This window comes from Streptomyces sp. NPDC087270, assembly GCF_044744625.1.
GTDB lineage: Bacteria > Actinomycetota > Actinomycetes > Streptomycetales > Streptomycetaceae > Actinacidiphila.
Map to the genome: position 1 here is coordinate 51797 of NZ_JBIUYR010000003.1, position 24015 is coordinate 75811.

Annotated in this window: 23 protein-coding genes and 1 pseudogene; 13 read left to right on the top strand and 11 right to left on the bottom strand. The window is 73.1% G+C overall.

Features of this window, described 5'->3' with window-relative positions:
* Positions 1–23: 23 nt before the first annotated feature.
* On the top strand, positions 24–587 hold the full coding sequence (locus ACIPAE_RS06980) for a dihydrofolate reductase family protein (RefSeq protein ID WP_402443408.1): 564 nt from the start codon (positions 24–26) through the stop codon (positions 585–587).
* Here the strand turns inward: ACIPAE_RS06980 and ACIPAE_RS06985 are convergent.
* Positions 569–1003 (bottom strand): MATE family efflux transporter, encoded by a 435-nt coding sequence (locus tag ACIPAE_RS06985; RefSeq protein WP_402443410.1) that lies wholly within the window; start codon positions 1001–1003, stop codon positions 569–571. The genes ACIPAE_RS06980 and ACIPAE_RS06985 overlap by 19 nt on opposite strands.
* 131 nt (positions 1004–1134) lie before the next feature.
* Between ACIPAE_RS06985 and ACIPAE_RS06990 the strand changes: the two are divergent.
* Together ACIPAE_RS06990 and ACIPAE_RS06995 are read left to right on the top strand one after the other, a co-directional pair.
* Positions 1135–1545: pseudogene (locus ACIPAE_RS06990) on the top strand (transposase family protein); the annotation flags it as partial.
* 284 nt (positions 1546–1829) lie between these two features.
* A complete protein-coding gene (locus ACIPAE_RS06995) occupies positions 1830–2858 on the top strand; it encodes an aminoglycoside phosphotransferase family protein (protein WP_402443412.1) in 1029 nt (342 codons plus the stop codon).
* Positions 2859–3026: 168 nt separating this feature from the next.
* On the opposite strand, the gene ACIPAE_RS07000 is transcribed toward ACIPAE_RS06995, so the two are convergent.
* Complete coding sequence (locus ACIPAE_RS07000) at positions 3027–3380, bottom strand: hypothetical protein (RefSeq protein ID WP_402443414.1); 354 nt, start codon at positions 3378–3380, stop codon at positions 3027–3029.
* A 338-nt stretch (positions 3381–3718) separates the two neighbouring features.
* On the opposite strand from ACIPAE_RS07000, the gene ACIPAE_RS07005 reads away from it, so the two are divergent.
* Complete coding sequence (locus ACIPAE_RS07005) at positions 3719–4426, top strand: 2-phosphosulfolactate phosphatase (protein ID WP_329373475.1); 708 nt, start codon at positions 3719–3721, stop codon at positions 4424–4426.
* A gap of 12 nt (positions 4427–4438) precedes the next feature.
* On the opposite strand, the gene ACIPAE_RS07010 is transcribed toward ACIPAE_RS07005, so the two are convergent.
* Positions 4439–4708 carry a hypothetical protein gene (locus ACIPAE_RS07010; RefSeq protein ID WP_329373473.1) on the bottom strand — a complete coding sequence of 90 codons (270 nt, stop codon included), beginning with the start codon at positions 4706–4708 and terminating at the stop codon, positions 4439–4441.
* Positions 4709–4956: 248 nt separating this feature from the next.
* Between ACIPAE_RS07010 and ACIPAE_RS07015 the strand changes: the two genes are divergently transcribed.
* The gene (locus ACIPAE_RS07015) at positions 4957–5736 is read left to right on the top strand and encodes a class I SAM-dependent methyltransferase (protein ID WP_402443416.1); all 780 of its coding nucleotides are present in this window, start codon (positions 4957–4959) and stop codon (positions 5734–5736) included.
* 123 nt (positions 5737–5859) lie between these two features.
* On the opposite strand, the gene ACIPAE_RS07020 is transcribed toward ACIPAE_RS07015, so the two are convergent.
* The 6 genes from ACIPAE_RS07020 to ACIPAE_RS07045 form a co-directional block, all read right to left on the bottom strand.
* Positions 5860–6396: a hypothetical protein gene (locus ACIPAE_RS07020; protein WP_402443418.1), complete on the bottom strand. Its 537-nt coding sequence runs from the start codon at positions 6394–6396 to the stop codon at positions 5860–5862.
* Positions 6397–6486: 90 nt separating this feature from the next.
* Complete coding sequence (locus ACIPAE_RS07025) at positions 6487–7395, bottom strand: class I SAM-dependent methyltransferase (protein ID WP_329373466.1); 909 nt, start codon at positions 7393–7395, stop codon at positions 6487–6489.
* A 180-nt stretch (positions 7396–7575) separates the two neighbouring features.
* Positions 7576–8676, bottom strand: a complete 1101-nt coding sequence (locus tag ACIPAE_RS07030) for an NAD(P)-dependent alcohol dehydrogenase (protein WP_402443939.1) — start codon at positions 8674–8676, stop codon at positions 7576–7578.
* Between the two features lie 8 nt (positions 8677–8684).
* Positions 8685–10088: an aldehyde dehydrogenase family protein gene (locus tag ACIPAE_RS07035; protein WP_402443420.1), complete on the bottom strand. Its 1404-nt coding sequence runs from the start codon at positions 10086–10088 to the stop codon at positions 8685–8687.
* 8 nt (positions 10089–10096) lie between these two features.
* The gene (locus ACIPAE_RS07040) at positions 10097–10858 is read right to left on the bottom strand and encodes a (5-formylfuran-3-yl)methyl phosphate synthase (RefSeq protein WP_328459473.1); all 762 of its coding nucleotides are present in this window, start codon (positions 10856–10858) and stop codon (positions 10097–10099) included.
* 275 nt (positions 10859–11133) lie between these two features.
* Positions 11134–11694: a hypothetical protein gene (locus ACIPAE_RS07045; protein WP_329373461.1), complete on the bottom strand. Its 561-nt coding sequence runs from the start codon at positions 11692–11694 to the stop codon at positions 11134–11136.
* Between the two features lie 165 nt (positions 11695–11859).
* Here ACIPAE_RS07045 and ACIPAE_RS07050 point away from each other — a divergent pair, with 165 nt between their 5' ends.
* Positions 11860–12576, top strand: a complete 717-nt coding sequence (locus tag ACIPAE_RS07050) for a TetR/AcrR family transcriptional regulator (RefSeq protein WP_402443423.1) — start codon at positions 11860–11862, stop codon at positions 12574–12576.
* 16 nt (positions 12577–12592) lie between these two features.
* Here the strand turns inward: ACIPAE_RS07050 and ACIPAE_RS07055 are convergent, their stop codons facing one another.
* Both ACIPAE_RS07055 and ACIPAE_RS07060 read right to left on the bottom strand, forming a co-directional pair.
* A complete protein-coding gene (locus ACIPAE_RS07055) occupies positions 12593–13126 on the bottom strand; it encodes a hypothetical protein (RefSeq protein WP_402443425.1) in 534 nt (177 codons plus the stop codon).
* A gap of 263 nt (positions 13127–13389) precedes the next feature.
* Entirely contained in the window at positions 13390–14655 is a 1266-nt protein-coding gene (locus ACIPAE_RS07060; RefSeq protein WP_402443427.1) for a lipase, read from the bottom strand.
* 327 nt (positions 14656–14982) lie between these two features.
* On the opposite strand from ACIPAE_RS07060, the gene ACIPAE_RS07065 reads away from it, so the two are divergent.
* The 7 genes from ACIPAE_RS07065 (at position 14983) to ACIPAE_RS07095 (ending at position 23907) form a co-directional block, all read left to right on the top strand.
* The gene (locus ACIPAE_RS07065) at positions 14983–15921 is read left to right on the top strand and encodes a carbohydrate ABC transporter permease (protein WP_402443428.1); all 939 of its coding nucleotides are present in this window, start codon (positions 14983–14985) and stop codon (positions 15919–15921) included.
* Between the two features lie 3 nt (positions 15922–15924).
* Entirely contained in the window at positions 15925–16869 is a 945-nt protein-coding gene (locus tag ACIPAE_RS07070; protein ID WP_402443430.1) for a carbohydrate ABC transporter permease, read from the top strand.
* Positions 16870–16967: 98 nt separating this feature from the next.
* A complete protein-coding gene (locus ACIPAE_RS07075) occupies positions 16968–18311 on the top strand; it encodes a sugar ABC transporter substrate-binding protein (RefSeq protein WP_329373445.1) in 1344 nt (447 codons plus the stop codon).
* Between the two features lie 389 nt (positions 18312–18700).
* The gene (locus tag ACIPAE_RS07080) at positions 18701–19696 is read left to right on the top strand and encodes a LacI family DNA-binding transcriptional regulator (protein WP_329374579.1); all 996 of its coding nucleotides are present in this window, start codon (positions 18701–18703) and stop codon (positions 19694–19696) included.
* A gap of 281 nt (positions 19697–19977) precedes the next feature.
* Positions 19978–21747: a beta-galactosidase family protein gene (locus ACIPAE_RS07085; protein WP_402443432.1), complete on the top strand. Its 1770-nt coding sequence runs from the start codon at positions 19978–19980 to the stop codon at positions 21745–21747.
* Positions 21748–21856: 109 nt separating this feature from the next.
* Complete coding sequence (locus ACIPAE_RS07090; RefSeq protein WP_402443434.1) at positions 21857–22558, top strand: hypothetical protein; 702 nt, start codon at positions 21857–21859, stop codon at positions 22556–22558.
* On the top strand, positions 22555–23907 hold the full coding sequence (locus tag ACIPAE_RS07095) for a nucleotidyl transferase AbiEii/AbiGii toxin family protein (protein ID WP_402443436.1): 1353 nt from the start codon (positions 22555–22557) through the stop codon (positions 23905–23907). The genes ACIPAE_RS07090 and ACIPAE_RS07095 overlap by 4 nt, the downstream gene beginning before the upstream one ends.
* The last annotated feature ends 108 nt before the right edge of the window (positions 23908–24015 follow it).

Consider the following 24015-nt stretch of genomic DNA (forward strand, 5'->3'; position numbering starts at 1 on the left):
CCCGCTACCTAGGAGGAACCCCGATGCGCAAGGTGACCTATTCGATGGGCGTCTCGCTCGACGGCTACATCGTGGGGCAGGACGGCGACCTCGACTGGGGGGCGCCCGACGGGGAGCTCTTCCGCTTCGTCACCGACGAGTTGCGGGGTATCGGCGTCCACCTGATGGGGCGGCGGCTGTACGAGACGATGCTGTACTGGGAGACCGCCGACCAGGACCCGTCGCTCGACGACTCCATGCTGGAGTGGGCCCGGCTCTGGAAGCCGCTCCCGAAGGTGGTGTTCTCCACCACGCTGTCGGAGGTGCAGGGCAACGCCCGCCTGGCCTCCGGAAGCGTGGCCGAGGAGATCGCGAGGCTGCGGGCCGAGCCGGGGGAAGGCGAGATCGCGATCGGCGGTGCGGCCCTCGCGGCGCAGGCGGCCGCGGCGGGTCTGATCGACGAGTACCGGCCCCGGGTGCACCCGGTGCTGATCGGCGGCGGCACTCCCTACTTCTCCCGGCACGAGCACCGGGTGGACCTCGAACTCCTGGAGACCCGCACGTTCGGCTCGCGCGTCGTCTGCTTCCGCTACCGCGTTCCGCGCTGAGGGCGCTGCCGCGTGTCCGGGCGCGGCTCCCCCGTGTCCAGGCGCGGCTCCCCCGTGTCCGGGCGCGGCTGCCGTTGTCGTCCTGGCCGGCGGAGTACCGGCCCCGTACGGCTGTCCGGGCCTGCGTGGAGCCAGGTGATGACGCCGGAGTGGACGGCACCGGCCAGCCACCTGATCGGCATCACGGTGCGTCCACGGCCGGTGGGACATCCGTGCAGAACGACCATGACCGTGTAGAGGAGGAAGAAGGGACAGGTGAGATGGACGTACCGGGTGATGACCTCCCGGGTGGCCGGGTCCTGGGTGAACGCCTCGGCGATCGGGCCGGCGGCGGCGACCACCGCGAGCGGGAGCGCGAAGGTGGCGCCCAGCGCGGCGAGCAGCGAGCAGCGAGCAGCGAGCAGCGAGCAGCGCAACCCTCGCGCACCCGGGCGTGCAGGCCCGCGGCCCGGTTGCGCGACGAACGTCGTCGGTGCGGACCACAGGTCCAGGAACGCCGTGGCGGTGAACGTCCAGAGCTGCTGATGGTGGGGGCCATGATCTTGCAGTGCCTCGGGGGATCTCGGCGCCGGAGCCGTCCTGGTCAGCCCCGTTCACCGGGCTGAGCCCGCGAGCTTTCGGGAAGCTGCTCGCCGAGCTGGGACGCGAGGGGGCCCGACGCGGCACGACCGGACAGGCCCTGGTCCCGGCCGCTGGAGGGCCGGGTGCTGCTCGTCGCCGCATACTGGCGCACCCACCGGACTCTGCGACAACTCGCCCCGCTGTTCGGGGTGTTGAAGTCGCCGGCGGATCGGATCGTGGACCACACGGGGCCGCTCCTGGCACCGAACCAGCGGCCCGTCACGGCACTGTGCCCATCGTGGACGGGACGCCGGTGCCGGCCCGCGACCATCAGGCAGCGGAACAGTCGAAGCATCACCGCTGCTCAACCAAGCACCGGGTGGTCATCGACGCCGACGAGTACGACGCCGAAGTGGCCCGCGCCGAGGCAGATCACGGTGGTGCTTCCCGGCTTGGCCTCGCGTCGTGGGCGGCAGGTCCGTTTTCCCCCCGGCGACCGGGTCGTTGGTCCGGGTGTGCCGTTGCCCGATACGCGGTGGGCGCGGATCGAGCCGTTGTTGCCGGACCGCGCGCCGAAGAGGGGTGGCCGTCACCGCGTCCGCCGGCGACCGTGACGTGAACGGCCGCCAGTTGTCGGCAGCGGCCGGGGAGTCGCCCGCTCGGGTGGAAGGATGGCGGGTCATGAGGTCGCGGATGCCGTTCGGGGACGAGTTGCGGGCTTCGCTGGGCTCGCCCGGGAGAGTACGGCGGCTGGGCAGCAGTCCACGCTCGCGTGTGTGGCGGGTGGAGCTGCCCGGGGCGACCGCGGTGGTGAAGCAGATCGTCGGCGGTGCCGACGCCGAGGAGCGGTACGCCCGCGAGGTGGCCGCGCTGCGGCTCGCCGCCCGGGCCGAGCCGCCCGTGGTGCCCGCGCTGCTGGGCATCGATCCCGGCAAGCGGGTGCTGGTTCTGGAACATCTGGACCACCGGCACCCGTCCGGCGACTGGATCGTCGGCTACGCGGCGGCCCTGGCCCGGCTGCACGCCGCCGCCGGCCCCGAGGACGCCGGGGTGCTCCCCCGCTGGTCGGGCCCGGGCGCGGCCGACGTCGCCTCCTTCCTCGGGCTGGCCGAGGCGCTGGAAGCGGCCGTCCCGCCGGGGCTGTCCGGCGAGCTCGACGACCTCGTGCGGCGGCTCGGCCGGGCCTCGGGGCACGCCCTCCTCCACGGGGACCCGTGTCCCGGCAACGACCTGCACACCGCCGACGGGATCAGGTTCGTCGACTTCGAACAGGCGTCGACGGGCAGCGGAGTGGTGGAACTCGCCTACCTGCGCATCGGCTTCCCGACGTGCTGGTGTGTCACCGCGGCGTCCGCCGAGCTGCTGGAGCGGGCCGAGCTCGCCTACCGTACGGCGTGGCGCACCGCGACCGGCACGGAACCGGACGGCGACCTCACCGACGCGTGCGCCGGCTGGCTGCTACGGGGCGACGCGCTGGTCGAGCGGGCCCGCCGCGGCGCCGCCGACCACCTGGCCCTGATCCCGGACCAGGACTGGACGTGGGGCACCGCGACCGCCCGGCAACGGCTCGTCCACCGGCTCGGTGTCGTCGGCGCGCTGACCGCCGAGCGCGCCGACCTCAGCAGGCTGAGCAGGCTCAGCACGGAGATGCGCCGCCGCATGCTCGCCCGCTGGCCCGCCCTCGCTCCGATCCCGACCCGCCGCCCGTAGGAACCGGGCCCGTAGCCGGCGGCAGTCAGCCGCAAAGGGTTCGACACACGCGGCAGCGCGGACGGGCGTCGCTCGATGTCTCGCCTGACGCGTCACCCGGCACCTTGCCCGGTGGCCCCTTGTCCGGTGGCACCTTGCCCGCAGCGCGTCAACGGCCGTGCTCCCGGGTCAGCGGGCCTCGACCGGTCCCTGGTAGTCGAGCCGGTAGTCGGCGGTGCGGCTCGGGGCGTGGGGCGCGCTGATGTGCATCACCGTGTAGCCGCCGTCGAGCAGGCCGCTGACGGTCACCGTGGCCGCGTAGGGGACTTCGGTGCCGCTCGCGCAGTCCGGTACGCAGCCCACGGCCAGGTACTTCCCCGTGGCGCTGGCGGTCGGCCGACCCCAGTCCGACCAGACCAGGCTGCCCAGGCTGATCTTGCCGTCGCCGCACGCGAGGGTGAACGTCGTGGGCGAGGTGACCGGTTGCCCGCCGCAGCCGTGCAGCACCACCGGCGTGGCGGCAGGTCGCGTCGTGGCGGCCACGGTGCGCGGCGCCGTTGCCGGATGCGGTGACCCGCCGTCGGAGGAGGAACCCGAACCGCCGCAGCCCGACACCGAAGCCAGGGCCACTCCCGCGGCGCCAAGGGTGAACGCATGTCGACGCCACCCCTCGGTCGTACGCATCATCCGCGCCCTTCCCCCGTTGCGATCGCCGATACGGCGCCGAGCGAGAACCAGCCCTCAGGATACGTATACGGGGCCGCCCGACGTGGCCGCCCTGCCCTGGCGCGGGGCCGGGGCCGAAGCCGAAGCCGAGGCCGTCGATGTGACGTGCGGCACCGTGCGGGTGCTTCGGGTCGGGCATGCGCGATCATGACCGGATGAAGGCGAGTTTCCTCGGTATCCCCGATCTGGTCGAAGTCCCGTCCGTGGCGGTCGTGGTCGACGTCATGCGCGCGTTCACGGTGGCCGCGTGGGCCTTCGCCCGGGGGGCGGAGAAGATCGTTCTCGCCGGGTCGCTGGACGAGGCCCGGGCGCTCAAGGCCCGCCACCCGGACTGGGCGGCGCTCAAGGACGGTCCGCCCGCGCCCGGCTTCGACCTGGTCAACTCGCCGGGCCTGCTGCGCTCCGTCGACCTGGGCGGACGGACCGTCGTGCAGAAGACCACCGCGGGAACGGTCGGCGCCCTCGCGGTCAAGGAGGCGTCGCTGGTGCTGTGCGCCGGGTTCGTGGTGGCGGAGGCGACGGCTCGGCTGCTGCGGGCCCGCGGCTGCGACAGCGTCACCTTCGTGGTCACCGGTGAGGACGGGCGCGCCGACGAGGACCTGGCGTGCGCCCAGTACATCGCCCGGCGGGCGACCGGGGCGGCGACGGACGCGGCCGCGTTCCTGCGCCGCGCCGCCGAGTCGCGCGCCGCCGCCGAACTGGCCGCGGGCGTACGTCAGGGCGTCCATCCCGATGACGTGGCCCTCTGCGTCGAGCTCGACCGGTTCCCCTTCGCCATGGCCGCGACCTCGGAGGACTCGCTGACGGTCCTGCGTCCCCTCCCCGTCCCCGTCCCTTCGCCCACGGACGCGGCCTCGACCTGACCCATCCGCTCGTCAGGGCATGTCGCCCTCCCAGTGCCAACTGCCCTCGCTGCCCGGCCGCGGCCCGTAGTACGCCCGCCCGCCCGGCCCGAACGCGCCGATCTCCGTGGGCAGCGCGACACCGCCGGACCGCTCCGCGTCCGCCAACCCGGTCAGGTCGAACAGCAGCCCGTCCAGCGGGCCGCCCACCAGCTCCACGTACCGACGCCCCGGCCGCGGCCCGGGATCGGGGTCCTCGTGATCGGCGCCGTACACCCGCCGCTGCATCCACCGCGCATCCATACCCACCACCTTCCCACCCACCACCGACAACCCCCGGCCCCCAGCCCGGCCCCGGCGCCCGTCCCGGAGGAACACCGTCGCCGGGTGGAAGCATGAGGGCGACTCACCTTCCGGCGGAGGAGTGCGCATACCCGCAACGGTCGAACTCGCGGCCGCCACCGTCGACTGCCAGGACCCGGTCCCGATCGCGGCCCTCCACCGGGCTGCGGCCGGCGCCTCCGGGGAACCGGGGACGGTAGTCTCGGGTCATGCCCGGGATGTCGGTGGCGCGTTTCTACGACGAGTTGGCCGATGACTACCACCTGATCTACTCGGACTGGGACGCGAGCATCCGTCGGCAGGGTGCGGCTCTGGACGCCCTGATCGGCCGGGCGGGTGCGGACGTGCTCGACTGTGCGTGCGGGATCGGCACGCAGGCGATCGGGTTGGCGCTGCGCGGGCACCGCGTGACCGGGACGGATATCAGCCCTCGCGCCGCCGCCCGCGCGGCACGGGAGGCCGCGCGCCGGAACCTGCGGCTGCGCACGGCCGCCGCCGACATGCGGCATCTCCCCTTTGCTGACGGCCGGTTCGACGCGGTCGTCTGCGCCGACAACTCGCTGCCTCACCTGTTGACCGGGCAGGAGGTGCGCGCCGCCCTGGCCGAGATGCGCCGCGTGCTGCGTCCCGGCGGCCTGCTGCTGGTCAGCACGCGCCCGTACGACGAGCTGGTGCGCGAGCGGCCGGCTTCGACTCCCCCGCAGGTCCACCGGATCGCCGAAGGCGACGGCAGCGGCGAGGAGCGGACCGTCACCTTCCAGCTCTGGCACTGGCACGACGACGGCGAGCGCTACGACTTGGAGCACTTCCAGCTCGTTCCGGCAGGCGGCGAGTGGCGTGTCGAGGTTCGGCGGACCACCTACTGGGCGCTCCCCCGGAACCGGTTGGCCGGCTTCGCGGCCGAGGCAGGGTTCGTCGACTCCGGGTGGCGGATGCCGCCGCAGACCGGCTTCTTCCAGCCCCTGCTGGTGGCCCGCGCCGGCGAGTAGGCGGTCCGCCGGGAGCGGGCAGCACGCCGGAAGAGGGCAGTACGCCGCCGGCAGCGAGCCCGCGGCGGTCAACCGGCCGCGGACCGGGGCCCGTTCCACGAACCTCCGGGATCGGGCGGCGGCTCAGGGCAGGTGCGTGCGCGCCCGCGTCCAGGTGACAAGCCGGTCCCTGACCGGTCCCGGCGGCAGGAAGTCCACCAGCCGGTCCAGGTGGGCGGTCATGTTCTTGTGCCGTCTCAGTTCATCGATCTGCCCGACCGGGAGGTCACGCCACCGCGCGGCAAGCGCGACGGCCCGGTCGGGGTCGAGCGTGAGCGCCGCCAGCGTGTCGGCGGCGAGGACCGCGGGCTGCCAGTCCGGGTCGGTGTCGGGGCCGAGGTGATCGATGACCCAGGTGCGCAGCGCGAAGTTCTGCCGGGTCTTCCGGGCCCGGCTCCACGAACTGTCGCCGGGGAGGCGTGCGTTGGCGTGCAAGGACAGCTTGGCCCAGCGCAGCCGGGCCGGCCGTGGCTCACCGGATCGGTGGACGTGGGCCTGGGCGACGACCCTGATCCGCTCCAGCTCGTGGCCTTGCCGCGTGGCCGTGAGGGCTTCGAGGCGGCCGACCGTCCAGGTGCTGAGGTCCCGGACCGGCCGGTCCGGATCTGCGTCGCTGCTCAACGGTCCCCCGCTTCGGACGCCATCGAGGCCGGGAACCACCGTAGCCCTGTCGAAGATCCGCCGAGCGAACGCGGGGCCGGGGCGGCGGAGTTACCGGCCGGGCTTGTGGGCGAACACCCAGCGGTTGCCCTCCAGCGCGTCGTTCTGCTCGGGCAGCGGGCCGCGGCCGTGCTGGCGGGTGAAGTCGAAGGGGGTGCGGACCGTGGTGGACCAGCCCTTGGCCGCCAGGGCGCCCGCGGAGTCGGGTCGCGCCTGGCGGTCGAACAAGGTGAGCAGGTCGATGCCGATCTGCTGACGCGTCGAGAGGTAGATCGGGCTGTCGCGGTAGGCCAGCAGGTCCTTCTCCAGTTTGACCTCGAACGCCAGGGCGCTTCCCCCCGTGGTCAGTTGGTCCACCGTGTCGATCAGGTACGTCTCGGCGGCGTGGGGCAGGTAGAAGAGCACGCCCTCCGCCAGCCAGACGCTGGGGGCGGCCGGGTCGAAGCCCGCGTCGGTGAGCGCGGTGACCCAGTCGTCGCGCAGGTCGATCGGGATCGGGACGCGCGTCGCCTTCGGGGCGGCCGACAGTCCGGCGAGGACCTGGTGCTTGAACGCCAGGACGCCGTCCCGGTCGATCTCGTAGACCACGCAGTCGGCCGGCCACTTGAGCCGGAACGCCCGGGTGTCCAACCCCGCACCGAGCAGGACCACTTGGCGGGCGCCGACGGTGTGCACCGTTCGGTGCACGAAGTCGTCGAGGACTCTGGTCCGCAGCCCGAAGTAGCGTGCGAACCGCCCCCACAGCGGGTTCGCGTCCCCGTCCCGAACCTGCTCGATACGCATCGGCCACTCCGCGCAGGCCGGCGCGGCCCGCACGAAGTGCTCCGCGTAGACGTCCTGGGCGAGGCTGTCCGGGCGGTGGGTCTCGATCGCGCGCGCCGCGGCGACCATGAGAGCGGTGAGGCCGACGCCTCCTTCCACGTCCTCCACCCCGGCGTCCTGCCGCGCTGTGCTGACCATGTGTGTGCTCCCTTGGTGTGAGTGAGAGTCCGGCGGACCCGCATGCCGGATGGTGGGCCGGCCACGGCGGCACGGCAGTACGGCACTTCGGCAGCACGGGAGTTCGGCACCTGGCCACCCGAACGGCGCGCCGCGGCAAGCAATGTGATAGGTCGTCAGATACGCTGCGGCGCGCCCCCGCTACCCCCGCCCCTCCGGGATCAGCACGGGCTTGACCACCCGCCCGGCGTCGCAGTCGCGTTCGGCCTCGTTGATCGCGCGAAGCGGATACGTACGGATCAGCTCGTCGAACGGGAACCGCCCGGCCCGCCACAACCCGACCAACCGCGGAATCAGCAGCCCCGGCACCGCGTCCCCCTCGCAGATGTGGGAGATCCGCCGGCCCCGGTCCAACGCCCCCACCTCCAGCGGCAGCGCGGTGTGCAGCCGCGCCACCAGCCCGAGGTGCCCGGTGGGGCGCAGCGCCCCCAGCGCGTCGTTGATCAGTCGGGCCGAGCCGGTGGTGTCGAGTGCGAACCGGGCCCCGCCGCCGGTCAGTTTGCGGATGCGGCCGGGCAGGTCGTCCACCTCGGCGTGGACCGGAACGGCGCCCAGCCGCTCCGCCAGGGCCAGCCGTTCGGGGTACCGGTCGACGGCCACGGCCACCGCCCCGGCGGCGGTGGCCGCCATCACCGCCGCCAGGCCCACCGCTCCCGCACCGAAGACCGCGACGCTCTCGCCCGGGCCCGCGCCGAAGGAGTGGAAGACCGCGCCGGCGCCGGTGAGGAACCCGCAGCCGAGCGGCCCGAGCAGCTCGATGGGCAGAGACGGATCGACCCGGACCGCGTTGCGGGCCGGGACCATCGCGTACTCGGCGAACGACGACTGCCCGAACCACCGGGGCGCCAACTCGCCCCCGGCCGCGTCCGTGAACCGTTCCGCGTTCTCCTTGCGCCCGCCGAAGAGGTTGAGCGCGGCGAAGGAGTCGCAGTACGCGGGGGCCGCGCCCTGGCAGTTCCGGCAGCGTCCGCAGGAGTCGAAGCTCAGTACGACGTGGTCGCCGGCGTTCAGGCCGGTGTCGGGACCGCCCGTCTCCAGCACCACCCCGGCCCCCTCGTGGCCGAGCACGGCCGGCAGCGGTGAGCGGCCCGCGGAACGCCGCACCGCGAGATCGGTCCGGCACATCCCGCAGCCCGCGACCCGTACCAGGACCTCGCCGTCGGCCGGCCCCGCGGCCAGGACCACCTCCTCCACGGTGAACGGGCTCTCGTACGAGCGCAGGACCGCCGCGTCGAACCTCAACGCCACGCCTACACCTCCAACGGGCGGTGCACGACGAACGGTTGGAGGTTCCCGTACAGCCCCCACGGCCCACCCGCGACGCCGACCCCGCTGTCCTTGGTGCCCGCGAAGGGCTGGGCGAGGGAGAGTTCGGCGTGGTGGTTGATCCAGACCGTCCCGCACTCCAGCCGCTCGGCCACCGCCTCGGCCCGGTCGAGGTCGGTCCCCCACACCGAGCCGCCCAGCCCGTAGCCGGTGGCGTTGGCCGCCGCGACGGCGTCGGCGAGGTGGTCGTAGGGCAGCACCGGCAGCAGCGGGCCGAACTGCTCCTCCAGCACCACCGGGCTGCCCGGCGGGACATCGGCCAGCACCGTCGGGGCGAAGAAGTAGCCGGGCCGGTCCAGCCGGTGGCCGCCGGCCACGGCCCGGGCGCCGTCCGCCAGGGCGCGGGCCAGGTAGCCCTCCACCCGGGCCAGTTGGGGCGCGTTGTTCACCGGTCCCAGTTGCGTGCCCGGGTCGAGCCCGGGACCGACGACGACGGACTTCGCACGCTGTGCGAGCGCCTCGACGACCTGGAGGTAGAGCCGGGCCGGGGCGTAGACGCGTTTGACCGCCATGCAGACCTGGCCGCAGTTGCGGAACGCCGCCCAGAACAGCCGGTCGGCGATCCGTTCGACGTCCACGTCGTCCAGCAGGATGGCGGCGTCGTTGCCGCCCAGTTCCAGGGTGACCCGGGCGAGCGAGGGCGCCGCGCCGGTCGCGACGGCCCGCCCGGTGGGAATCGAGCCGGTGAAGGTCACATGGCGGATGCCCGGGTGGGAGGCGAGGCGGGCGCCCAAGGGTTCGTGGCCGGTGACGACCGTCAGGACGTCCTCGGGCAGGACGGCCGAGACGACCGCGCCCAGCAGCCGGGTGGCCAGGGGCGTGAACGGGGACGGCTTGAGCACCACCGTGTTGCCCGCGGCCAGCGCGGGTGCGAACTTCGCCGACGCGAGCTGGAGCGGGAAGTTCCACGGGACGATCGCGGCGACCGGCCCGAGCGGACGCCAGCGGACTTCGCTGCGCACCAGGCGGCCGTCGGTGATCGGCAGCCGCCCGGGGTCCAGTTCGGCGAAGTAGCGCAGCCGGGCCGCCGCGCGGGCGATCTCGGCGTACGACTCGGCCAGCGGCTTGCCCTGTTCGCGGGTCAGCAGCGGGGCAAGGTCGGCGCCGGCCGCCTCGACCGCGTCGGCCGCCGCGAGCAGCGCGCCGGCCCTGGCCGCGGGGTCGCGCCGCCAGCCGGGCCAGGCCGCGTGCGCCCGGTCGACGGCGGCGTCCAGTGCGTCCGGCCGCTGGTCGGGGGCCTCGTCGAACGCCTCGCCCGTAGCGGGGTCGACGACCGCGAAGCGCTCACCTCGGCCCTCCGGCGCGCGAAGGGGCTGGTACGTCGGCATGCCGGCGGTCAGCTCGCGGCGGCGACAGTGGCGACGGTGCCGTGCTCCCGGGCGTGCCGGTCCATCTCCGCCCGGAACGCGGCCACCAGATGCGGCTGAATCCTGCCGGTGTTGCGGTCGCCGCCCTCGCAGACCGCCCCGCGCACGCCCACGATGTCCGTGCCGATCCGGGTCAGCGCGCCGAGGTCCGCGACCTTGACGCTGCCCGCGAGGGCGGCGAGCAGACCGGCGTCGTGCGCCCGCCGGACGAACTCCCCGCAGACGTCCGGCGGAACGTGGTCGAACAGCCCGCTCCCGTCCTTGATCGCGGTGTCGAGCATGGCCGCGTCGGAGCCGGAGCGGTGCGCGATGTCGGGCAGCGCGAGCGGGTTGACGCAGCCGATCCGGTGCGCGTCGGCGTAACCGGAGGCCACCACGAACGCGTCCGGCCGGTGGTCCTTCACCGCGCGGACGACTCCGCGCATCACCTCGACGGCCTGTGCGGGCGTCGTGCATCCGTAGAGGCCGACCTTGATGTACGACGCCCCGGACACCACCGCGCCGAGCGCCGCCTGGGCCACCGTGCCGGGCTTGTACGGCACGTCGCCCACGGTCGCGGAGACGGGCTTGTCCGCCGGGACCGCGCCGCGGATCTCCCGGATCACCCACGGGTAGTTCGCGCCGAGCGATCCCTCGTCGGGCTTCTTGACGTCGACGATGTCGAGGTGCTCGGCCGCCTTCGCGCAGTCGAGTGCCTCCTCGACGCTGTCCGGGGAGATGAGAAGCAACACCGTGGACTCCTTCTTCCTCGCATGGTCCACCTGCCACACGGCAGTGACGCTGAGCCGCCCGGATCACGTGCGGTCTGCTCATCATTACGGCGGCTCCCGGCCCCCGGCAGAGCGCGCGGAACCCGTACGGGTCACTGCCCGCACCGCCCCGCGCCCTCCAACGCGCCGTCCACGCCGGTCCGAACGGGCGGCGCGCAAACGGCGCTTGGCGACCGGCCCGCGGTCCGCGGCTCGCGGCTCGCGGTCCCCTGCTCGCGGTCCCCGGCCCGCGCGGGTCAGTCCTTCGGGGTCGAGCGGGGCAGCCGGATCGCCGAGACGAGGAAGAAGATCCCGCCGAGCGCCGCGTAGCCGGCGAGGCTGGTCAGCGAGGGGTCGTCCTTCGAGGCGCTCGCGACGAACGACGCACCGGCCAGCACGGAGATGCCGCCGCTGGCGATCATGGCCCACTGGCCGCCCATCGCCCGGCGCGCGACGCCCACCAGGAGCTGGACCAGGCCGGAGACGATCGCCCAGGCGCCCCACACGCGCAGCACGTCGGCGACGCCGGAGGCGGTGGCGACCGCGACGCCGACGGCGGCGAGCGAACTGACGGCCATGTTGGCGTACAGGCCCTTGACCGGCCCGGCCTCATGGGCCGAGCGGGCGTCGACGACGGCCGCGACCACGTCGAAGGCGGGGTAGACGAACAGCAGCAGCTTCGCCCCGGCGGTGAGGTCGGAACCGTACGCCAGAAGGAGCGCCGCCCACGCGGCGGCGAAGACGAAGCGGATGACGTACAGCCGGCGCAGCGCGGGCGTGGCGCCGAGGTGCTGGGCGGCGGAGGCGGCGGATGCCATGGGGTTCTCCAGTGAGTGGGAGGGGCACGGGGAGCGTTCGCCGAGCTCCCCGCAGTGGTAGAGCGAACGTTCTCTCTATCGAGACGCAGCTTGGCACACCCTCGGCGGCCAACACAAGAGAGAACGTTCTACCTCAGCCCAAGAGAGACCGTTCTACCTGCTACGATGGGCAATATGACGCAGACGGAAACCGGCACCGGCACCGGCACCGGCACTGGCCGGAGAGTCTCCGAGGCCCGGGAGCGGCTGCTGAGGACCGCCGGGCAGCTCTTCTACGCGGAGGGCATCCACACGGTCGGGGTCGACCGGCTGGTGGCCGAGGCCAAGGTCACCAACGCCACCTTCTACCGGCACTTCCGCAGCAAGGAGGACCTGGCGGTCGCCTACATCGGAAGCGTCGACCAGGCGATCCGCGCCCAGATCGGCTCCCTGACGGCCGCGGACCTGCCGACCGACGACATCCTGCGGGGCATAGGCGCGTCCCTGGTCGAGCAGATCCGCGCGCCCGGCTACCGCGGCTGCGCGTTCCTCAACGCGGCAGCGGAGTTCCCCGCCCCCGACCACCCGGTGCACCAGGCCGTCGTGCAGCACCGCGAGTGGTTCCTGCAGACGATCACCGGGCTGTTCGCCGAGACCTCCGACGCTCCCGCCGAGCACGCCGGCCGGCACTTCGTCATGCTCCGCGACGGTGCGATGAGCGCCGGCTATCTCGGCGACCCGGTCCTGGCCGGTGAGACCCTGATGCGCGGCATCGACGGACTGCTGCGGGTGCACACCGGCCGCGCTCGCGACGGCGCCGCCTCCCCCGCGCCCGGCCCCGGCCGGGAACCGTCGGCGGCCACGGCCCTCTCCGGCATCGACTGCGCACCGCCCGGCCCGTAGCCGGTCGCCGGAACGGTCAGGCGCCCGCGCCGAGCAGCTTCCCCAACTCGCCGGCCGAGTCCTCGGTCAGGCGGTAGAAGCCCTGGAGGCTGATCGAGCGTTCGAGGCGGCCGTCGGCCACGTACTTCAGAACGCGGGTCCGGCCGCGCCGATTGCGCCAGGTCAGCCGCTCCAGGAGGTCGCCCGGGACGGCGAGGTCGAAACGTACGGGTGTCGCCTCCACGTGGATCGCCGCCGCACCGCAGCCGTGGGCGCCCAGCATCGCCCAGTCGTCATGTCCGGGGAACGCGGGTTCGTTCCACGCGGCCGGCGCCACCCCGCAGCACTCGCGCCGCTCCAGGTCGAGCACGCGCATCCGGCTCACCACGTACACGACACACCGGTTGACGTGCAGCGCGTACACCTCGTCCCCGGGGCCGGCACCCGACCAGGCGGGCAGGGACGTGTGCACGCCCCCGAACGCGACCGGCGGCCGCTCCCCCACCCGCCCCGCGCGACGCAACGCGCGGCAGGTGTCGTGGGTCCACAAAACGGTGAAGGCATCAGGCATACCGCCGATGCTACGAACCACCACCGACAGCGCCGCTTCCCCGCAAGTCGGGCCCGGGCAGAACCGGTTGGCCGGAGCGGGCCCGTCCCGCCACGGTGCGGCACATGGGGTGGAGACCATGGCGCCGTGACGGCCGCGCCACGACCACGAGGTCCGGCCCGCGCTCCCCGCGGCGCGGCCTGACTGGTCGAGCCGCTCGTTCCGCCTTGCCGATCGATCGAGAGGTCGGTGCGCCCCGCGGGCGCGCGGCGCGTCGACCGGGCTCAGTGCAGTTGGCCGAACCAGCGGACGATGGCGGCCGTGCCTGCGACATTGGAGCCCAGGTGCCGGGACCCCTCGTAGTCTGGGCGGCCGAGATCGACGAATGGTGCGTGCGCGCCGTGTGATCGCAAGGCGGCCTCGCAATGACCGGTGTTGGCATTCGCCGCCTGCTCGTCCGCGTCGGCGTCGTACAGGCGGACCGGGACGCGGGGCTTCCAGTCGCACGTGTTGTCAGCCACCCGCAGCGCTGCGGCCAGTTGGGCGGTCGGGTGGCGCAGCATGTCGAGGCCGTGTGGGGTGAGCAGCGGGCCTAGGGTGTCGGGTGTGCCGGCGAGAAGCTGCTGCCCGGTGTGCGCACCGTCGAACAGTGCCTCGATGGTGCTGTCGTACGGAGCTTGGAAGACTTCGTCCGGTGAGTCGTACAGGTGGTGCAGCCGATTCCACGCGACGAGAAGATACGCGGTGTACAAGACGCTGGATTTCGCGTCGAGGGAGCCGGCGAGCAGTGCCGGCAGTTCGGCGTGCTGGAAGTCGTACGCGCCGCTGATCGGGGCGACGGCTTCGAGCCGGAACCATCGATCGCCACCGGCTTGGAGGGTCCGCGCGAGTGCCATGGCCGCCGAGGCTCCCTGGGAGAACCCGGTGACCAGCACGTCGTGTCCGAGAACCCGGCCGGTGCGTGGCACGAAGGCGCGGGCTGCCCGCAGCATGTCCAACGAGGCGGTCGTCTCGGAGGGCACGTCCATCCAGGGGTGGGGTCCGGGACCGGCGCCGAGGCCGAGGTAGTCCGGGGCGACAGCGGCAAACCCGGCGGACGCGTAGGTGACGGCGGGTGCGGACACGAATCCGACCTCGGTCACCGAGGACGGTGCATCGGACCGGTAGCTGGCCGTGCCGTGGTCGAACGAGACGGTCCGCAAGGCGTGTTCGCGGCTACGGGGGAGCACCAGCAGGCCGCTGGCGGTGGTGGGCCGACCCTCGGGGTCCACGGTGCGGTACACGAGCTGGTAGGCGTCCACCCCGAACCGGATCGTGCCCGTGTCGAATCCGGCAGCGGCCACTGCCGCGGCGACGTCCTGCTTCGTCGCCAGTGTGCGCACCTGCCGAGCGGACACCAACTGGCCGCGATCGCTCGGGGCCGTCCCAGCCGCCGACGCGGTACCGGACGTCAGCGTGGTAGCGGCTGACACCAGCCCGAGCAGGACTGCCACGGCCCTGACCTGGCGGAACGCGGAGCGCGAACCGCCTTTCGCATCAACGGATTTCATGTCGCAGACGCTAGTGACGACCACTCTCGCCCACTGCCCGGCCAGCAGGTGTGTCCGTCCTGGGGCCAGCCCCACCACGCCACCGAGGTCCAGCCTCGCGCCGCCCCCCGGCCGACATGCTCGACGGCGCTCCACCGCCCGGCCTCCTCGATCACGTTCCGTCCACAACCACGACTCAGACCTTGACGTCGCCGACCTGCGATGCCAGCATCACGGTAATCCAATGTTTACGTAAACAGGAGCGGTTCCACACCGCCCATGGTTACGTAAACATTCCCTCGCCGCGAGCCCGCGGCGAGGTTGTGACGCCGAGCGAAGGGATGAGCCATGGCGGTCCTCTCGCCCCCATCGGCCGCGGGTCGGCCCGCCACCGGGCGGGGGCGCGGCGGCAGGGGGCGCGTCGGTAGGCGGCGACTGGCCGGGTGGGGCTTCGTCGCCCCGTTCCTGGCGGTCTTCGTCCTCGTGTTCCTGGCCCCGATCGTCTACTCGATCCATCTGAGCCTGTTCCGGGACCAGTTGATCGGGGGCAACCACTTCGTCGGCCTCGACAACTACCGGCAGGCGTTCCAGGACCACGAGTTCTGGTCCGGCCTGGGCCGCGTCGGGCTCTTCCTGGTGGTCCAGGTGCCGATCATGCTCGGCATCGCCCTGCTGGTCGCCCTGGCGCTGGACAGCGGGCGGCTGTACGGGCGCGACTTCTTCCGGATCTCGATCTTCCTGCCGTACGCGGTGCCCGCGGTGGTCGCCACCTTGATGTGGGGCTTCATGTACGGCAAGCAGTTCGGCCTGGTCGCGAGCGTCAACGAGCACCTGCACACGTCGATCCCCGACCCGCTCGCCCCCGGCTGGGTACTGGCGAGCATCGGCAACATCGTCACCTGGGAGTTCGTCGGCTACAACATGCTGATCTTCTACGCCGCGCTGCGGGTCGTCCCGGATTCGCTGTACGAGGCGGCCGAGATCGACGGCGCCGGCCAGTGGCGGGTCATCCGGTCGATCAAGATCCCGGCGATCCGCGGCGCGCTGGTCATCGCCACGATCTTCTCGGTCATCGGCAGCTTCCAGCTGTTCAACGAGCCGAGCATCCTCAAGAGCCTCGCGCCCAACGCCATCACCACGTACTTCACCCCGAACCTGTACACCTTCTCGCTGTCCTTCTCCGGCCAGCAGCACAACTACGCCGCGACGGTCGCGATCGTCATGGGAGTCGTCACGATGATCGTCGCCTACGTCGTCCAACTGCGCGGCATGCGAAAGGAGGCGTGAGCGATGGCCGCCGACACCGCCACGGCGGGCACCGGACCCGCGCCCCGGACCAGGACCCGCCCGCTGCCGCGCACGTCCCGCTCCGCCCGTCGCCACACCCCCGGCAGACCGCGGCGCAGCGTGCTGCTGACCGTGCTGACCTCGATCGTCGTGCTGTACTCCCTGGTGCCGCTGGCCTGGCTGGTCATCAACGCGTGCAAGACCCAGCCGAAGCTGCTCGACTCCTTCGGCCTGTGGTTCAGCGGCCGCTTCGCGCTGTGGGACAACATCAGGGAGACGCTGACCTACAACGACCACATCTTCGTCCGGTGGCTGCTCAACACCCTGCTGTACGTGGTGCTCGGGGCCGGCGGCGCGACGTTCCTGGCGGTGCTCGGCGGCTACGGGGTGGCGAAGTTCGACTTCGCCGGCCGGCGGGCGGTCTTCGCCGTGGTGATCGGCGCGGTGGCGGTGCCGAGCGCGGCGCTGGCGGTGCCGACGTTCCTGATGTTCAGCAAGATGGGGCTGACCAACACCCCCTGGGCGGTGATCATCCCGTCGCTGATCTCGCCCTTCGGCCTCTATCTGATGTGGGTGTTCGCCGCCGAGGCGATCCCCGACGAGCTGCTGGAGGCCGCCCGGATGGACGGCTCCGGCGAGTTGCGCACCTTCTTCCGGATCAGCCTGCCGCTGCTGGCTCCCGGCATCGTCACGGTGCTGCTCTTCACCACGGTCGCGACCTGGAACAACTACTTCCTGCCGCTGATCATGATCAAGAACCCGGACTGGTATCCGCTGACCATCGGCCTGAACTCCTGGAACGCGCAGGCGGCCACGGCCGGCGGCCAGCCGGTCTTCAACCTGGTCATCACCGGGTCGTTGCTGACCATCGTCCCGCTCATCGCGGCCTTCCTGCTGCTCCAGCGCTACTGGCAGTCCGGGCTGGCCGCCGGAAGCGTGAAGGAGTGACCGCCGGCGCTGTCCACGACCGCAGCGCTCTCCCTGTATCCCCCTGACTCCCCCCCGCTTCCCTGTTCCGGGACATCACGCACAACGGAGTGAAAGAGATGACGAACACAGCACTTCGCCGCTGGGCACCCGCGGTCGCGCTCCTCGCCGCCGGCGCACTGGGGCTCACCGCATGCGGCTCCTCCGGTGGCTCCGGGTCGAAGAGCGGCGACACCGGCGCGGGCGCCGTCACGTCCGCGCTGGCCAAGGGCGGCTCGATCACGGTGTGGGCCTGGGAGCCCACCCTCAAGCAGGTGGTCACCGACTTCCAGGCCAAGTACCCCAAGGTGCACGTCAAACTGGTCAACGCCGGCACCGGCAACACCCAGTACACCGCGTTGCAGAACGCCGTCCAGGCGGGCAAGGGCGTGCCCGACGTCGCGCAGATCGAGTACTACGCGCTCAGCCAGTTCGCGCTCGGCAAGTCCGTGACCGACCTGAGCGCGTACGGCGCCAAGGACCTGGCCAAGGACTACTCCCCCGGCCCGTGGAACTCGGTGAACGTCGACGGCGGCGTCTACGGCCTGCCGATGGACTCCGGCCCGATGGCGCTGTTCTACAACAAGAAGGTCTTCGACAAGTACAAGCTGCCGGTTCCCACCACCTGGGACCAGTACCTCGACGACGCCCGCAAGCTCCACAAGGCCGACCCGAAGGCGTACATCACCAGCGACACCGGTGACGCGGGCATGGCCACCAGCCTGATCTGGCAGGCCGGCGGCAAGCCGTACAAGGTCGACGGCACCAAGGTCTCGGTCGACTTCGGCGCGGACGCGGGCACCGCGGCCTACACCAAGGTGTGGCAGCAGCTGGTCTCCGAGCACCTGCTGTCGCCCGTCTCCGGCTGGAGCGACCAGTGGTACAAGGGCCTGGCCGACGGCACCATCGCCACGCTGGCGACGGGCGCGTGGATGCCCGCCAACTTCAGCTCGGGGGTGGCCTCGGCGTCCGGTGACTGGCGGGCGGCGCCGCTGCCGCAGTGGCAGGCCGGGCAGCACGCCAGCGCCGAGAACGGCGGCAGCTCCCTCGCCGTCACCAAGGCCAGCAGCAAGAAGGCCCTCGCGTACGCGTTCCTGCAGTACGCGAACCAGGGCGCCGGCGTGCAGGCCCGGATCAAGGGCGGGGCGTTCCCGGCGACCACCGCGGACCTGGACTCGCAGGCGTTCCTCGACACGAAGTTCCCGTACTTCGGCGGGCAGCAGGCCAACAAGATCTTCTCGCAGTCGGCCAAGGACGTGGTGCCCGGCTGGTCGTACCTGCCGTACCAGGTCTACGCGAACTCGATCTTCAACGACACCGTCGGCAAGGCGTACGTCTCCTCCACCACGCTGACCTCCGGGCTGAACGCGTGGCAGGACCAGTCCGTCTCCTACGGCAAGCAGCAGGGTTTCAGCGTCAACTGACGCTTCGACAGGTATCCGGTGGACGGCAGGAATTCGGCGGGGGGGGCGAGTGGCGGGGCCCGGTGGTTCCACGGCCCCGTCGCTCTCCCCCTTCGCGCCCGACACGTCGGGCGGCCGATGCCCGGCGGGTCCGTGCGCGTGGCCCGTATGATTGCGCGATCACACAGCGCCGCCCCCGGCCGCTCGCCGGACCGGGCCGGGCGCGCGAGGACGACGACCAGCACGGCCGCCCGCGCACGGCGGCCGCGGCAGCGAGGTGTACGACCGCGGTGAGCGACAGCACGAAGGCCGGGCGGGGCAAGCGCGTCGCCCGCGATCAGTCCCGGGCGAAGGCCGCCTCCCGTACCGAGCCGGCCGCGGAGGGGGCCCGGCGCAAGCGCGGCGCGTCCATGGGCGACGTGGCGAAGCTCGCCGGGGTGTCGGCGCAGACGGTCTCCCGGGTCTCCAACGGCTTCCCGGGAGTGGTGGACTCCACCCGGCAGCAGGTTCTCGCGGCCATGAAGGAGCTCGGCTACCGGCCGAACAGCGCGGCGCGCGCCCTCAAGCGCGGTGAGTTCCGCACGCTGGGCGTCATCCTGTTCAACATGTCGACCACCGGCAACATGCGCACCCTGGAGGCGGTCGCGACGTCGGCCGCCGAGGAGGGCTACGCCACCACGCTGCTGCCGGTGACCGTGCCGACGCAGGACGAGGTGCGCGGGGCGTTCACCCGGCTGGGCGAGCTGGCGGTCGACGGCATCGTGATCATCATGGAGGTGCACCTGCTGGACTCGGCGACCGTGGCGCTGCCGCCCCACGCGCAGGTGGTCGTCGTGGACTCCAACGCCGGCGACCGCTACAGCGTGGTCGACACCGACCAGGCGGGCGGCGCCGAGGCCGCGGTGCGGCATCTGCTCGACCTCGGGCACTCCACGGTGTGGCATGTGGCCGGGCCCGAGGAGTCGTTCGCGGCGGAGCGCCGCGTCGGCGCCTGGCGCGCGGTGCTGGGCGCGGCGGGCCGGGCCGAGCCGGAGGTCCTGCGGGGCGACTGGTCGGCGGAGTCGGGGTACCGGGCCGGTCTGCGGCTGGCGGCGGACCCGGAGTGCACCGCGGTGTTCGTGGCCAACGACCAGATGGCGCTGGGCGTGCTGCGGGCGCTGCACGAGGCGGGCCGCCGGGTGCCGGAGGACGTCAGCGTCGTCGGCTTCGACGACATCGCGGAGGCCGCGTCCTACATGCCGCCGCTGACCACGGTCCACCAGGACTTCGCCGAGGTCGGCCGCCGCTGCGTGGCGACGGTGCTGCGGCAGATCCGCGACGACGAGGCGGCGCGCGGCACCGACCTGGTGCCGACCCGGCTGGTCCCGCGCGCCAGCACCGCGCCACCGCCCGCCGGCGCGCGCTGAGCGGACCCCGTCCAGCACCCCGGTTGCGCCCCCACCGGCTCCCGGCCCGCGCGCCGTACCGGCTCCCGGCCCGCGCCGTACGCGCGCCTGCCGGCGGCCGGGCCGGCGCCTGCCAACACCCGTGCCGCCGCACGCCCTTGGGCTGCCGCGCACCCGCCCTCCGGCTGGAGCCTTGACACGGCACTCCGCGCTGGTCAGACTCGCACCAGGTCGATGGTTACGCAAACATCGATCATGCGTGCACCGATGTTCGAACCACCAAGGCGGAGGACCTGGACCCCATGCCTGTACTGCGGATAGACCGGGAAGGGTTGCGTCTCGACGGCGAACCCTTCCGCATCATCTCCGGGGCCCTGCACTACTTCCGCGTGCATCCCGGCCAGTGGCGGGACCGCCTGCGCAAGGCCCGGCTGCTCGGCCTCAACACCGTGGACACGTACGTGCCGTGGAACCTCCACGAGCCGCGGCCGGGCGAGTTCCGGGCCGACGGCGGCCTGGACCTGGAGCGCTTCCTCGAACTGGCCCGCGACGAGGGCCTGTACGTCCTGCTGCGCCCGGGCCCGTACATCTGCGGCGAGTGGGAGGGCGGCGGGCTGCCGGCCTGGCTGCTGGCCGACCCGGACATCCGGCTGCGCAGCACCGACCCGCGCTTCCTCGGCGCGGTCGAGCGCTTCCTCGCCGAGCTGATGCCGCGGGTGGCGCCGTATCTGGGCAGCCGGGGCGGGCCGGTGCTCGCGGTGCAGGTGGAGAACGAGTTCGGCGCGTACGGCGACGACCAGCCGTATCTGCTGCGGCTGGCGGAGATCCTGCGCGAACAGGGCGTGGACGTCCCGCTGTTCACCTGCGACCAGCCGGGCGACCTGGCCCGCGGCTCGCTGCCGGGGGTGCTGGCGACCGCGAACTTCGGCAGCCGGGTCGCGGAGAACCTCGACCGGTTGCGCGCGCACCAGCCCGAAGGGCCGCTGATGTGCACGGAGTTCTGGAACGGCTGGTTCGACCGCTGGGGCGGGCTGCACGCCGCCAGGCCGGCGGAGAGCGCCGCCGCGGACCTGGACCGGCTGCTGGCGGCCGGCGCGAGCGTCAACCTGTACATGTTCCACGGCGGGACCAACTTCGGCTTCACCAACGGCGCCAACGACAAGCACACCTACCGGCCGACCCTCACCTCCTACGACTACGACGCGCCGCTGGACGAGGCCGGCGATCCGACGCCGAAGTACGCGGCCTTCCGCGAGGTCATCGCCCGCTACGCGCCGGTCCCCGACGCGCCCTTGCCCGAGCCCTCCAAGAAGCTCAGCCAGCTCGGCGTCCGACTCCCCCAGCGCGCACCGCTGTTCAGCCGGCTGCCGGCCCTGGGCACCGCGATCGCCGCCGACCGCCCGCTGACCATGGAGGAGCTGGCGGCCGGGCACGGCGCGGGCGACGGCCTCGGATTCGTGCTCTACCAGGCGCGGTTGGATGCGGCAGGCCCGGTCCTGCTGCACGTGCCGGCCGTACGCGACCGCGCCCAGGTCTTCCTCGACGGCCAGCCGGTCGGCGTCCTGGAACGCGAGAGCCACGAGCACTCCCTGGCGTTCACCGTGCCCGACGGCGGCGCCGAGCTGTCGCTGCTGGTCGAGAACCAGGGCCGGGTCAACTACGGTCAGGCGGTCCACGACCGCAAGGGCCTGCTCGGGCCCGTCACCGCCAACGGCACGCCGATCACCGGCTGGTCCAGCCGGTCGCTGCCACTGGACGACCTGACCGGGCTGGTCTTCGCGGACGCCGGTCCGGGCCCGGCCGTCGGACCGGCCTTCCACCGCGGCGAGTTCGACCTGGCCGAGCCCGCCGACACCTACCTCGAACTGGACGGCTGGACCAAGGGCTGCGCCTGGGTGAACGGTTTCGCGCTCGGCCGCTACTGGTCCCGCGGCCCGCAGCGCCGCCTCTACGTCCCCGGGACGGCACTGCGCCGGGGCCGCAACGAGATCGTGGTGCTCGAACTCCACGCGGCGCTCCGAAACGTGGTGGACCTGCGCGACACGCCGGACCTGGGACCGACCGAGGAGTGAGCCCGTCCGCGGGGCCCGGGGGCCGGCGGCGCCGCCGCGCTGTCCCCGGTGTTCCGCCCGGCCGCAAAGTCGTTTCCCTCCGCGCGGGGCGGCTTGAAATCATGCGGTCATGACGGATGGCGGGTTCGAGGCGCACCTCACCGTGCGCGGCGCGGACGACCCCGCTTCGGCCGCCCGGCTGGAGCGGTGGTCGGCCGCGCGCGGGTGGAAGTTCACGCACATCGTGCTGGCCCGTGGCCGTACGCCCTCGCAGCCGATGCTCACGCTGCGCGGCCGCGGCCCGTACGAGGAGCAACTGCGCGTCTGCCACCGGGCGTCGGAGGCACTGCGCGGGGCAGGGTTCCGGCCGGTGCGGGTGAAGATCGAGGTCGCGCCGTGGGAGCCGGTGGTGCCGCGCTCCGACGCGCAGGCGCGGCTGCTGATCGGCCCCGGCGGCGCGGGCGACCCGGGACGCCAGGCCGGCCGCTACTTCGAGCACCACCTGAAGGTGCTGCTCGACCCGCTCGGCCCGGGCGCCGCCGCCACTCTCGACGCGCTCACCGCGGCCGCCGTCGCCCACGACGCGCACGTGTCGTGGAACGCGCGCCGCACCCACGGCGGCACCGGCCGGCAGGAGCGCTTCGTCACCCAACGCTGCCACGGTGTCGGCCTGCCGACCGCCCGGGCACGGCTGGCGGCTCTCACCCGCGCGGTGCGGGAGCTGTCGGTGGAGATCGCCGAGACGGAGGAGGAGTTCGTGGTCTACGACAGCAACGCCGCGATCGACGACGGATGGATCATGGCGGCGCGGGACCGGGAGGCACGGCGATGACCGACCCGTGGGAGTCCCTGGGCATACGCGAGACCGAGATGGCGCGCGGGCGCCCGACCGAGGCCGCGCGCGACCGGCTCGACCTGCCGCTCACCCTCCGCCTGGTCGACGACGAGCACGCGGTCCAGCAGCCCGTCTTCGACCCGGCGCTCAAGCAGCACACCAGGGCCTACCGGGCGAGCGACCCGGAGTTCGCCGACCCGGCCGCCCGGGCGGCGTGGCTGGCGGCCCGCCGCACCGCGATGGACCTCGTGCTGGCCGCGATCGCCGGCTCGCCCTGGCGGGACCACCTCGTGCTGCGCGGCAGCGTGCTGCTCTCCCGGTGGTTCGGCGAGGCCGCGCGCGAGCCCGGTGACCTGGACTTCGTCGTCACGCCCGCGCGGTGGCGGATCGAGGAGGAGCGCACGGGCGCGATGCTGCACGACATCGCGCGCGCGGCCGAAGACGTGGCCGAACACGCGGCCGACCACGGTCCCGATCGCGCCGCCGACCGGACCGCCCCGTCCGGAGCCGTCTCCACCACCGCGCCGCACACGATCCGCTTCCACGCCTCCGACGCGGTGAGCGAGGACATCTGGACCTACGACCGGGTCCCCGGCCGGCGGCTGGTCCTGCCCTGGACCAGCGGCACGACTCCCGGCGGCATCGTCCAACTCGACTTCGTCTTCAACGAGTCGCTGCCGGTTCCGCCCGAGGAGGTGACGATCGGCGGCGCGTGCCTGCTCGGGGCGACGCCCGAACTCTCCCTGGCCTGGAAGCTCGTATGGCTCGTCGACGACATGCACCCCCAGGGCAAGGACCTGTACGACGCCGTGCTCCTCGCCGAGCACTGCACCGTCGACTACGAGACCCTCGCCGCCGTGTTCATCGCGGCCGACCCCGCCAACGTCGCGCACCCGTTGCGGCCCGACATCACCGACGAGCTGCCGCCACCCGCCCACGAGTGGCAGCACTTCGCCGACGAGTACCCCCATCTCGCGGGTGACCCGGCCGAGTTGGCCGACCGGCTCCGCGCCGCCCTGGCGCCCGCCTTCCGCACCGCCGACGGCGACCCGCGCACCCTGCGGCACCGGTGGTCGGCGGACTGGCTCGCCACCTGCCGCGCGAGCCTCGCCGCCGGCGGCCTGCCCGGCCTGCTCACCGACCTCGCGGAGCGACGGACCACGGCGGTCGTGGCGGCAGCCGTGACCCGTGAACTCCTCGGCCCCCACCAGTGCGACGCCGCCACCGCGCTGGACCAGGTCCTGGCGCACCCGGCCTGGTCCGCCCTCGGCGAGCATCACCGCGTTCGGCCCGAATACATGCGCCGCTTGGTCGAGGCGGTCGCCGGCATCGACATCGGCGCCTGACCCGCGGCTTCGCGGCGGGGCCCCGCCCCCCCGCGCGCCCCCCCGCGCCCCGGCCCCCCGCGGCGGCCGCGGCCGCGGCCGGGGGGGGGGGGGGGGGGCGGCGCGGGG